The 11,972-nt window shown below is 28.9% G+C and carries 8 protein-coding genes, 4 tRNA genes and 2 rRNA genes; all 14 read right to left on the bottom strand.

Translation table 11 applies throughout. From position 1 onward, the window contains the following. Window positions 1–211: 211 nt before the first annotated feature. Window positions 212–302 (bottom strand) — tRNA-Ser (locus tag JJD95_RS17580). Between the two features lie 32 nt (window positions 303–334). Then, window positions 335–425 (bottom strand) — tRNA-Ser (locus JJD95_RS17575). A 161-nt stretch (window positions 426–586) separates the two neighbouring features. Beyond that, window positions 587–1,870, bottom strand: coding sequence for a serine--tRNA ligase (serS, locus tag JJD95_RS17570; RefSeq protein WP_291644396.1), 1,284 nt, complete (start codon window positions 1,868–1,870; stop codon window positions 587–589). Window positions 1,871–1,883: 13 nt separating this feature from the next. Next, entirely contained in the window at window positions 1,884–2,150 is a 267-nt protein-coding gene (locus JJD95_RS17565; RefSeq protein WP_291644394.1) for a DUF1667 domain-containing protein, read from the bottom strand. 12 nt (window positions 2,151–2,162) lie between these two features. Further along, on the bottom strand, window positions 2,163–3,560 hold the full coding sequence (locus JJD95_RS17560) for an NAD(P)/FAD-dependent oxidoreductase (protein WP_291644392.1): 1,398 nt from the start codon (window positions 3,558–3,560) through the stop codon (window positions 2,163–2,165). Between the two features lie 174 nt (window positions 3,561–3,734). Further along, window positions 3,735–5,954, bottom strand: coding sequence for a hybrid sensor histidine kinase/response regulator (locus tag JJD95_RS17555; protein WP_291644390.1), 2,220 nt, complete (start codon window positions 5,952–5,954; stop codon window positions 3,735–3,737). 259 nt (window positions 5,955–6,213) lie between these two features. After that, complete coding sequence (locus JJD95_RS17550) at window positions 6,214–8,916, bottom strand: UPF0182 family protein (protein WP_291644388.1); 2,703 nt, start codon at window positions 8,914–8,916, stop codon at window positions 6,214–6,216. A gap of 4 nt (window positions 8,917–8,920) precedes the next feature. After that, window positions 8,921–10,087 carry a DUF362 domain-containing protein gene (locus JJD95_RS17545; protein WP_291644386.1) on the bottom strand — a complete coding sequence of 389 codons (1,167 nt, stop codon included), beginning with the start codon at window positions 10,085–10,087 and terminating at the stop codon, window positions 8,921–8,923. A gap of 47 nt (window positions 10,088–10,134) precedes the next feature. Continuing rightward, window positions 10,135–10,653 carry a transcription repressor NadR gene (locus JJD95_RS17540; RefSeq protein WP_291644384.1) on the bottom strand — a complete coding sequence of 173 codons (519 nt, stop codon included), beginning with the start codon at window positions 10,651–10,653 and terminating at the stop codon, window positions 10,135–10,137. Window positions 10,654–10,804: 151 nt separating this feature from the next. Further along, on the bottom strand, window positions 10,805–11,299 hold the full coding sequence (locus JJD95_RS17535; protein ID WP_291644382.1) for an HDIG domain-containing metalloprotein: 495 nt from the start codon (window positions 11,297–11,299) through the stop codon (window positions 10,805–10,807). A gap of 124 nt (window positions 11,300–11,423) precedes the next feature. Next, a tRNA-Ala gene (locus JJD95_RS17530) sits at window positions 11,424–11,499 on the bottom strand. Window positions 11,500–11,502: 3 nt separating this feature from the next. Next, window positions 11,503–11,579: transfer RNA gene (locus JJD95_RS17525), tRNA-Ile, on the bottom strand. 10 nt (window positions 11,580–11,589) lie between these two features. Beyond that, window positions 11,590–11,706, bottom strand: a 5S ribosomal RNA gene (gene rrf, locus JJD95_RS17520). A gap of 147 nt (window positions 11,707–11,853) precedes the next feature. Continuing rightward, window positions 11,854–11,972: ribosomal RNA gene (locus JJD95_RS17515) — 23S ribosomal RNA — on the bottom strand; the annotation flags it as partial.

The following is an 11,972-nucleotide window of genomic DNA, read 5'->3' as shown; positions in this document are numbered from 1 at the left end:
TGTTTCTTTCAAAAAAAGTATAGCATACACTAGGTCTATTAAATTTACCCAAAATCATGATATAAAAAAGTAAAGCACCAACAATTTGTTGGTGCTAATGTTTCACTTATTTAGGGACATTTTCAAAAATGCTTGACATATATTTCTTTGTTTTAATGGTTTTATTCTGTACTAAAAAATAAAAATCACCTAACAAATGTTAGATGATTTCTGGCGGAGAAAGAGGGATTTGAACCCTCGCACCAGTTTCCCAGTCTACACCCTTAGCAGGGGCGCCTCTTTAGCCACTTGAGTATTTCTCCATGGCATTATTTCTCTGTGTTTATAAAAAAAATGGCGGAGGAAGTGGGATTCGAACCCACGGAACGCTTTCACGTTCGTCGGTTTTCAAGACCGGTGCCTTAAACCAACTCGACCATCCCTCCGTATTTTCTAACAACAAAATTTATTATATCAGCATAAATATTATCTGTCAACATATTTATATTTTTTTGTACTTTTAAAATAAATAAACAACTTAATATTAAATCTTTAAGTTGTTTATTTATACAATTATTCTATACTATAGCTATATTAATCTAACCACTTATTTAGTAATTAGTGTTTTTCCTCCCATGTATGGTAATAAAACATCTGGAATAGTTATTGATCCATCTTCATTTTGGTAATTTTCAAGCACTGCAGCTAAAGCTCTTCCTATAGCTACTCCTGATCCATTTAATGTATGAATATACTTAGGTTTATCCTTTTTATCATCTTTGTATCTAATGTTTGCACGCCTTGATTGGAAATCCTCAAAATTACTACAGCTTGATATTTCAACATATTTATTATAACTAGGCATCCAAACCTCGATATCATATTTTAATGATGCTGTAAATCCTAAATCACCTTTACATATTGCAACCACTCTGTAAGGCAGCTTAAGTCCTTGTAACACTGATTCTGCATCTGCAATTAATTTTTCAAGTTCTGCATAAGAATCCTCAGGTTTTGTGAATTTAAGAAGTTCAACTTTATTAAATTGATGTTGCCTTATTAGCCCTCTAGTATCCCTTCCAGCTGATCCTGCTTCTGATCTAAAGCAAGCGCTATAAGCAACATGCTTTATAGGCAAATCTTCACCACTTAATATCTCATCTCTATAAATATTTGTAACCGGTACTTCTGCTGTTGGTATTAAAAAGTAGTCTGTATTAGCCACTTTAAAGGCATCTTCTTCGAATTTGGGTAGTTGACCCGTGCCAATCATACTTTGCCTGTTAACCATGTATGGAGGTAATATTTCAGTATATCCATTTTTATCCACGTGGCAATCTAAAAAATAACTTATTAGCGCTCTTTCAAGTCTTGCTCCCTGGCCCTTATACACTGTAAATCTTGAGCCCGTAATCTTTCCACCTCTTTCAAAATCTAAAATATCATTGCTTACCCCTAAATCCCAATGAGCTTTAATTTCAAACTTAAAATTTTCCGGCTGTCCCCATTTTCTTATTTCAACATTATCTTCCTCTGTGCTTCCTACGGGTACATTTTTATTAGGTATATTAGGAATTCTTAACATTATAAATTTAATTTTTTCATCCAATTCAGATAGCTGTATATCAAAATTTTTAATTTCATCTGATAATTTTTTCATATCGTTCATTATTTCTTCTATATTTTCACCACTTTTTTTAAGCTTTGGTATAAGCACAGATTGGGTATTTCTTTTATTCTTTAGTTCTTCAACCTCAATTAAAATATCTCTTCTTCTTTTATCAAGAGATATAATATCATCGATTACTATTAAATCAAAATTTTCACCTCTATCTGCTAATAACTCTTTTATTTCTTCTGGATTACTTCTTATTCTTTTTAAATCTAACATAATTATTCCTCCTTTAATCTAAATTTTTTTCTATATTTTTTGTACAAATAATATCAACTCTAGTATTAAGTATATTCTTGCACACTACATCACCGATTTTTAAAGGTGGCCCTACATGTATCCTACTTAATGCTTTAGAACATTCAATCCATAACTTCTTATTAATAGGCTTACTGCTTTTTACTGGAACTACATTAAATGAATTTGAACCTTTAATTCTAACTAAAGTTGTTAATATCGCTTCATTTTCAATAAAATTCAAACTAGCCTCTTCTGTCAAATACCTCATCTCCTACATACTATCAAATTCTTTTATTCTATATAGTACAATATTAGAATTTTTCGAGTCCTTAACTATATCTGGGACCCTTTTGTTTGTTTCTCTTGCTAAAATAGAAACAATTTTGTTTAAGCAATGTGAACCCTGACAATTTCCAAAGGCAGCACCTGTTCTTCTTTTAACTCCTTCTACTGTCCGAGCACCTAAAGGTCTCCTTATAGCATCCACTATTTCCCCTTCAGTTACTTTTTCACATGCACATATTATTTTACCATATTTTTGGTCTAGTTTAATAATTTTTTTTCTTTCTTCGTCACACATTTCTCTAAATTTATAGTATTCACGTCTGTTATCATTAAAGTCTTTCTTGTGTTTACATTTCATTTTACTAACTACACTTTCACACACTATACTTGCTATAGCTGGCGTCATAGTAACTTGACCATAGTGCTTCCCCTTAATTTGAATAAGTCCATTATCTATGTCACTATCATCTATTACCATAGGTTCCTCAAAAAAAGGCCACTCAGAAAACATTTTAACATCCATGCTATCTACACCACTTGTTATTTTAGACACTCTATCTACTACGTCATTATAACTAGAGTTCTCTTTTGTGCTAATTGCGGCTACAGTATCTCCCTCCATAGTTGGAAGAGTATAAATCCTTTGACCTTCAGAATCAAACATAAATAGCGCATGATAAAACCTTGTTTTTTTATTATTATCTAAGAGTAAATATTTTAGCATCCCCTCATTATTGATTTCTCCTCGTTTTTTTTCATTTACTATACTATAATTCTCTGAAGAAGTTGTGTTTATTACTATTTTACAAGTTAATGTGTTTTTATTAGTAATTACTCTAAATCCTTTTGTTATCTTTTGAATATCTATTACTTCTTCTTCTAATTTAAATTTTACATCATTATCAAAAGCTACTTCACCATAAGCTAATGCTAAGTCAAATGGGCAAATTACACCAGTATTTTTAGAATGTAATGCTTTTTTTATATCCACATTTAAATTTGGTTCCATTTCATATATGTATTCTGGTTGTAAAAGCTGTACATCCTTTGTTTTTCTATTTAGTGCTCTATTATATATTTTTTGAATCATATTAACTTCTTCATCTGTTTGAGCAATTATTAGTGAACCACATCTTTTAAACGGAACGTTAAATTTAGTGGTTATTGTATCCATCATTTTGTTTCCCATACGTTCAAGTTTCGAAGTTAATATATCTTCACTTTCAACACCATCATATATCATAGCAGTGTTTATTAGTGCTACATCATCAGCTATATCATAATCTTTTTCAATGACCGCTATATTAAGATTGTATTTAGATATTTCATAAGCCACAGCGCAGCCTATTATACCCCCACCCAAAATAAGTACATCATAATCCATTGTAAACCTCCACTATAAGACAAAACTATTTTACCTAACATTTATATTATATCCTTTTTCTTAACATAAGGCTAAATATCTTTGAAAATTAAATAACTCACTAAAAAAAGAAGAACAATTATCTATTCTTCTTTTCACACTCTTTTTATAAGGATTTAATCACCCTCATTTAGTTTATTTCCTTATATTATACGCAAAAATCATTTGTTTTAAACTTTCTTTATTTATAGGCTTATTTAAAACAAAATCAACATTTACCAATTCTCTATCTTCAAAGGAGCCTACCCAACCTGTCATTAAACAAAAATATGTATCTTTATTTAATCCTTTAACTTTTTGTGCAACTTGTAATCCGTTAATACCCGGCATAGTAAAATCACATACTATTATATCATATTTTCTTCTTCTTAACTCTGAATCTAAATCCTCACATCCGCATGTCTTTATTTTACATTTCGTAATTGACTTTATCATACTAGAAACAACACTCCTTATCTGCTCCTGGTCATCAATAACAAGAATATTCCCTTCAAACTTTATATTATTACTTAATAATATATTTTTAGACTTTGATATATTCTCGCATGTGGGTAATTTCATAATAAAGGAAGTACCCACATTTTCTTTACTTTCTATTTTCATTGTCCCTTTATGTGATAGAATTATAGTATAAGAAATACTTAATCCAAGTCCTGAACCGCTATTACCTTTAGTTGTGAAAAATGGCTCAATTATTCTCTTTTGAATTTCTTTATTCATTCCCATACCATTATCTTTTAATTCTATAATAACACTATTTGATTTATTTTTCGTAATAGCTTGTATTGTTCCGCCCTTTGGCATAGCATCTATAGCATTAGTTATTATGTTTATAAATACCTCTCTTATCTCTGTTATATTTCCTTGTACCTGCGCATTCGATTTTAACGATTTAATTATATTTATGTTTATGCCCTTAAAAATACTTTCCGTAAGCCACTTACTTCTAGTTAAATCTATTGCATCTGAAATCACACTATCTATATTAAGCGTTTCAAAATCATCATTATTAGATTTTTGGTTTAATCTTTTGACCCTCTTTGTTATGTTCATTCCATCAAATGCACAAAGCTCAATTACACTAAGTAATTTCAAACTTTGTTTATCTACCGTTTTATCCTTTAAAAGTTGAACAGACCCTAAAACTGGTGTAAGTATGTTATTAATATCATGAGTTATACCTGCCGCCATTTCACCCATGGCCCTCAGCTTTTCGTTTTCTATCATTCTATTTTGCATAACAGCAAATCTTTTCTGATCTTGAATCAAATAAAAGGCTGTTTTACATAATGATTTTAATTGTTCCATATTATTTTTAGATAGTTCTCTGCTATTTGAATATTTACCTACCGATATTACCCCTTTTGCTGTATCATAATATTCTACAGCAATAGCCATATAACTTACTATGCCTAATAATTTAAATTTTTCTACTAATTGTGAGTTTTGTATTTCACTTAAATTTAGTAATATATCTCCACTATTATTCTCTACAATTCCATTTAACTTATTAATGTACTGAATTATTTCTTTATCATTCTGTAGATAGTATTTTTGTTCTTTTGTGATACCATAATAACTATCCATAGATATTAGATTTTCTTTTGCTTTACTTGAATTGTGTAAAACACAAAAATCCACATCACAAACATCCTTAATCTTACTCATTATTATTTTTTTAAATCCATTCTCATCTATACTTTTAGGTATATTGGAAAATGTATCATTAAATAAAACTAAATTATTATTCTGATGTTTTAATTGTGAATTTGACCTGAGCATCCATATTGCTTTTTCTATTTCATTTTTACTTAAAAATTCCATTTCTTTATTTCTATCTATAATAATTACTAAATCAAATAAATTACTAAATGTATATAATGTATCAAAGTTATATACATTATTTTCAATATATACTAAGTTTGAGACATTATAATTTGAACATTCTATTATTTTTTGAACACATTTAATTACACATTGTAATTTACAAGATATTTTAATTATATTTTTAAAATCCCATATTATTCGTAATTTTTCTTTATCACCATATATAATACTTATAATATCTAAAAACTCTTTATAATTATAATTAAAGTCATTAATGACATATGTTATTATTTTAAATCTACCTGCATAAATATTGTTTTTTATGAAATCTTTATCACTACTAAAGTTATTTTCAATATCTTTGTAAAATATATCATCTGTAAATAAAATAATTTTTTCCTTGTTTAAAAGTGCATCAAAAATATATTCTTTTATTGTTTTAGGTAAATTATTAATATTTAAAACATCAGTACCTATACATAATGAATTTTTATAGTCTATATGTAAATTATTATTTATACATTTCATAATATACCCCTCGATTTTATAACATATCCACATACTCTCACTTGTATAAACTTATTCGACATTTTATTTTAAATTCCTTTGTTTTATACAATATATATTCATTCTATACATTCTAAGTTAATTTTATCATAAAGAAAAGGACATATAATTATATATGTCCTAAGATAACATTTTAAGATAATAGAATACGATTTAATCTATCTAAAAAACTTATTAATTTTTGTATAACCCCCTTATATCTAATATATTTATGGCTATTTTACTTATTAATATTATCTAATATATCACCTAATTGTTTTATAAATGTCCCATATTCAGCCCAATTACCACTTTTTTGAGCTTCTAAAGCCTTGTTGTATAAATTTTTAGCGCTCTTTATATCTTCTAGTACTTTCGCATCTACATTTGAATCATCTTTAATCTTTACTGTATTATTTTTATCAGTATAATCAAATAACTGAGTTAAAGCTGACTTTATATTATCAGCTAAAAGTATTTTATCACCATACGACACTACAATTTTTTTCATCTCTGGTATGCTTTTTTCACTTTTCGCTCTTAAATACATTGGTTCTACATAAAGTAGTGAATTCTTAATTGGAATAATTAGTGTTTCCCCAAATAAAACTTCCGAACCATTTGTATTCCAAAGCGATAGTTCTTTTGATATTACAGTATCTTGATTCATCTTTTGTTTAAAAAGTACCGGGCTATAAACTGTTTCCTTTGATGGAAATATATACAAAATCATTTTTCCATAATTATCTCCGTCCATTCTTGCTGCAAGTAAAGATACCATATTATCTCGGTCTTTAGTGTTAAAGTATTCAAGTAACACCATTTCTCCCTTGTTCTCTTTTGGTAGTTTCATTATGACGTAAGATGCTTCATTTACTTCAGCTTTGCCTTCAACCTTTTCTTGGTTAGTTGCTATAGACCATGTATCATCTCCACTATAAAACACTCCTGGATCTGTGGTATGGTATCTTCCTATCACATTACATTGTAATTTATATATGCCTTCTGGATATCTAAAATGCTCTTTTAATCCTTTTGGAATTGACTCTGAATCTTTAAATAATCCTGGAAATATCTTGGAGTAATTATTTGCTATAGGATCGTTTTTATCAACTATATAAAACTCAGGTTTTCCTTCCACAGCATCAATAACGACCTTAATTGAATTTCTAATATAATTTACTCCATTTTGTGGCTCCGAAAATGGATATCTGTTAGAAGTTGTATATGCATCTATAATCCAATATAATTTCCCCTGGTTTATTACAATATATGGGTCACTATCATATGTTAAAAACGGAGCTATTTTATTCACTCTTTCCATTATATTTCTATGAATAAGTATGTTACTATCAGAAGTTATATCCTTTGATAATAAAAACTTAGAACTTTGTTTATTTATTGCAAATAAAACCCTATTTATAAAACTCATTTTTATACCAGCTTTTCCTTCATAGTCATTCATTTGATTTTCTCCACCCTTAGGGTAATCAAGCTCTCCTATTTTTGTATTAACTATACTAAAATCATTAGTACTTTCGCCAAAATATATCCTTGGGTTATCTAACTCTATATCTGTTTTGTTCACAATGGGTATATTATTAATTACGAAATCTGGTTGACCTTCACTGGTTACAGAATTTACTTTATTCATAACCACCCCATATCCATGAGTATAAACTAAATGCCTATTTTGCCAAGTATTTGAATTATCTTTTAATGACTCTAAATTAATTTCCCTTGGTGCGAGAAATACTTGAGAGTACTTTCCGTTGATATTATATCTATCAACATCTAGGTCATTGAATCCGTAATAAAATCTCATATATTGAAACTGATTATAAAATTCTAATGCCGGCTTATATGAGTTGATTTTTATATTATCAATAGTGTCTTTGTTGTATTTAATATCTTCTTTATTTAAATCATTTTTTATATCAAATGGAACTTCTTCTATTTCATTAATATTAAAAGCCTTTCTTGTAAAATCTATATTATACTGGATATAAGGTTTTTCTAAAGTTTTTTCATTTGGCTTAACTGAAAATCTTTGAATTCCACTTGATGCTATGTTTTCCCCAAGTATTAAAGCAAAAATAACCATAATAGATATAATAATAGGCTTTGCTTTATATTTTAAGATACTTATAAATGTAATTATAGCTGCAATAAAAGAAGCTACTGCTATTATTTGATAGAACCTTAGGGTTACGTGTACGTCTGTATAACTTGCCCCAAATACCATTCCTCTTGGAGAGTAAACCAATTCCCAAGCTTTTAAAAAGCATCCTAAAACTAATAGTAATAATATTAATGCGGAAACGACGGCAAGCTGCTTCCCTGCGAATTTAGTTAGTCCGCTCTTGAAATTTTTAAATCTTTTTTCCTTATTTTGATGTAATATACGATCCTTTGCAGTTAGTATAAGATACGTTGTTACCGTAATAATTACTGTAAATGTTAGTATTATTATAAAAGTTCCATAAAAAGACCTTATTAATGGGAGTTTGAATATAAAAAATGAAATATCTTTTTTAAATATTGGATCTACCACATTAAAATTCGTAGAATTTATAAACTGAAGTATTGTATACCAATATTTAGATGCAAAGCTAAAAGAAATTACAAAAGAAATTATAATATTTATTAAAACGCTAAGTATATATTCTAATTTTTCTTTCTTTTTATTTACTTCAACAACTTTTTTCCACTTTACAATACTACTTTTAAGGGTTTTATAATATGTCCATATCCCAATATAATTCAATATAAATACTGGTAGCATTAACTTTAAAATTGATGTTAATTTAGTAAAATATACTGATAAATACCCCACTTCATTAAACCATTGTATATTTATAGCTAAATTAACTATGCTACCTAAGAATGCTACAACTATTATTATTATTACTATAATAATAGCTATGATCTTGCTTTTTTTCACTAAATCACCTCTTATTTAATTTTAGTAATTTACCCAAAGTTGAATACTTAGTTTCAATTGCACCAACTGGGCACAATTCTTGGCAACAAAAACATCTTATACATTCATGCATATTCCATTTAGGATTTAATATTCCTCCTTGTTTTACCATTTTAATTGCTCGTGGACATACTTCTGGACATACTTCTGCGCACCTACCACACCCTATACATTTTTCTTTAATAAGACTTGGACTTGGTGCTATCATTCCTCTTAGGAAATTAGTTACTTTTGGATTTACAAAATAAAAATTACCTCCTTTTCTACAAAGTACAAAATCTTTTGCTTTCATAGATTTTAAATTTTCACCAAGTATATTTATATCCTTTGGAAGTACAGCGCCACATTTGCTATCATATGCTTCTTTTAAAACAGGTGTATCTAACGGGTCATCATAGCCTATAAGCCTAACTGCCGTAGAATCTACAGCAGTTAAACTTCGACCCATAATGATTGTATCCATCTTATGTGGATTGCCACTTCTAGGACCATTACCTTCCATAGCAATTATACCGTCTAATATAGCAAAACTAGTTCCAACTGCAGTATTCAAATCCAGAAGCATTTTGCAAAAATTATTTGCGTCAGGCATTCTTGTATGCCAAGTTGCCTTTTGTGTTCCAGGTATACAACCAAATTGATTTTTTACAGCCCCTGTATAATACGCCATAGCATGTGTTTTCAGCTTTGGTAAGGATATTATAACATCTGCCTCATAAGCAACTTTAGCTATGTCCCAAGATTTACATAATATAGAGTTATCCAATTTAACATGTACTGACTCTTTAAAATCTTCAAATTTAACTCCATATTTATCAGCAACTTCCATAAGACCGGATTTTTCTGCTGCTTTTTTCGAATCTCCAAAGCCGGGAGAATCTCCAAAACTAATATTACCTGAATATTCCAGAACAATTCTAATTACTGCTTCAAATACAGCATAATGAGTTACTACTGGCGATCCTTTACCTTCAATGCTGAGCATATTAGGTTTGAGAAGTACTTTACTATCCTTTGGTATTAATTTTCTTAAAAAATCATCTCCACCTAATAGTTCAAACCCTTCCCTTAATTTCTTCTCTATTAAATCAACATCATAATCCATACATTTTAAAAGTGCCACATTTTCCATAATACAACTCCTTACCGTTAGTTAAAATAATGTTACCTTTATATAACTTAATCAGAAACCAAATAATTCTTATCTTTTAATTCTTTTATAATAGCTTCTATGATCTCCTCATTATCTGCTTTTATAGTGTGTAAATGGATACCTTTAGTTAAATACGATAAAGGCTTTGCATTATATACTTTAAATTTATTAACAAAGCTTTCAATATCCATAGTGGTTTTTATCATCAGCATTGCTCTTATTTCACCGTATAAAGAGTGTTCCACTATTACATCCTCTACTACTCCACCATGTTTTACAATACACTGAAGTTCATCATATATGTCCTCACATGTGTGTGAAACTGCAATTATTCTTCTTGCATAATTACTTTCGTCCTTTGGTAATATTAAGTATCCTTCTGAAGTCGCAATTATATTTACTCCCTCTGCTCTTATAATTGCAATATCTTTTACTATAACTTGTCTTGTAACGCTTAATTCTTCGGCTAAAAATTGACCTTTATATGTAATATTATTACTTTTTAATAATCTTTTAATATACTCTCTTCTTTCTTTTGAATTCATTTTATCCTCCTAATATTTTTCTCTAATTATATTCTATCATATCACTTATACTATATTCTTAGAAATGTTTTATTATATACTCTAATAACATTGTAATATTTTACATTTTCATAATGTATAAATAAAAAAAAAGAAACTATTTACTAGCTCCTTAATTTCTATCATCACATTCTTTTAATAAATCTAATTCTATATCCTTAACTATATTATTGTTATGATGATTTTTCACTAAAAATAAAAATCTATCGTCGTAACCATACTTTTTCAATAAATTATATCCTATGTCTCCATGATTATAATATATATTAACATTTTTATTCCTCTTATATGCTCTAATCTTTCCATGTGTTATATTATTCATTATAACCATTATAGATTTATCTATTGGGTTCATACTATTATATATTTTACCTATATCATGCAACAGTGCAACTTTTAACAAAGTTTTCGATTCCAAATTTCTCTGATCAGAAGTTTTTTTTACATCCCTAGCAACATTAATACAGTGTTTTTGCTCATAAGTAGGTAATTGATGAAATAATTGCAATTCATAAGTTTCTAAATACATTTTTAAGAAATCTATATCTTCATCATTAATCTTAGAAACCATTGATAAATAAAATTGTTTTACTCTATATAGTGACATCATCAAACCCCTTTCATATTTTAATTATAATATTACTACTATAGTGTAATTCTTATCTTTCAAAAAATCTATAAAAATTAATTTTAAGTAAAATAAAAAACAGCCCATATTGGACTGTTTTTTATGGTGGAGACAACAGGAATCGAACCTGCGACCCCCTGCGTGCAAGGCAGGTGCTCTCCCAACTGAGCTATATCCCCTTATGGTGGACCTTCAGGGATTCGAACCCCGGACCGACCGGTTATGAGCCGGTAGCTCTAACCAACTGAGCTAAAGATCCATAGAAAACAACCTGGCGACAACCTACTCTCCCACAAAGTCACCCTTGCAGTACCATTGGCGCATTGAAGCTTAACCTACCTGTTCGGTATGGGAAGGGGTGTTACCTTCATGCCATAATCACCAGATTTATAAGATATTAATCTTACAATAAAAGTATACCAAGTCATAGTTAACTTGTCAATATACTTTATGAGATATTCTCTCAAAATTGCACAGTAAAATAAATTTTATCTTCTTATAAATAAGAAGTCGCATTATCTTGATTTTGTATTAAGGTCAAGCCCTCGACTTATTAGTATTAGTCAGCTGAACATGTTACCATGCTTACACCTCTAACCTATCAACCTGGTGTTCTTCCAGGAGTCTTACTTACACCGTGTTTACACACGAG

Source organism: Clostridium sp., assembly GCF_016650035.1.
In the GTDB taxonomy this organism is placed as follows: Bacteria; Bacillota; Clostridia; order Clostridiales; family Clostridiaceae; genus Clostridium_AD.
The sequence above is the reverse complement of the archived record's forward strand: the minus strand, read 5'-3'. Positions and strand labels throughout refer to the sequence as shown.

Coding starts and splice junctions, on each gene's coding strand:
- JJD95_RS17540 (WP_291644384.1), bottom strand. CDS start 10,653: ATGAATTCAAAAGAAAGAAGAGAGTATATTAAAAGATTATTAAAAAGT.
- JJD95_RS17535 (WP_291644382.1), bottom strand. CDS start 11,299: ATGTCACTATATAGAGTAAAACAATTTTATTTATCAATGGTTTCTAAG.
- serS (WP_291644396.1), bottom strand. CDS start 1,870: ATGTTAGATTTAAAAAGAATAAGAAGTAATCCAGAAGAAATAAAAGAG.
- JJD95_RS17555 (WP_291644390.1), bottom strand. CDS start 5,954: ATGAAATGTATAAATAATAATTTACATATAGACTATAAAAATTCATTA.
- JJD95_RS17560 (WP_291644392.1), bottom strand. CDS start 3,560: ATGGATTATGATGTACTTATTTTGGGTGGGGGTATAATAGGCTGCGCT.
- JJD95_RS17545 (WP_291644386.1), bottom strand. CDS start 10,087: ATGGAAAATGTGGCACTTTTAAAATGTATGGATTATGATGTTGATTTA.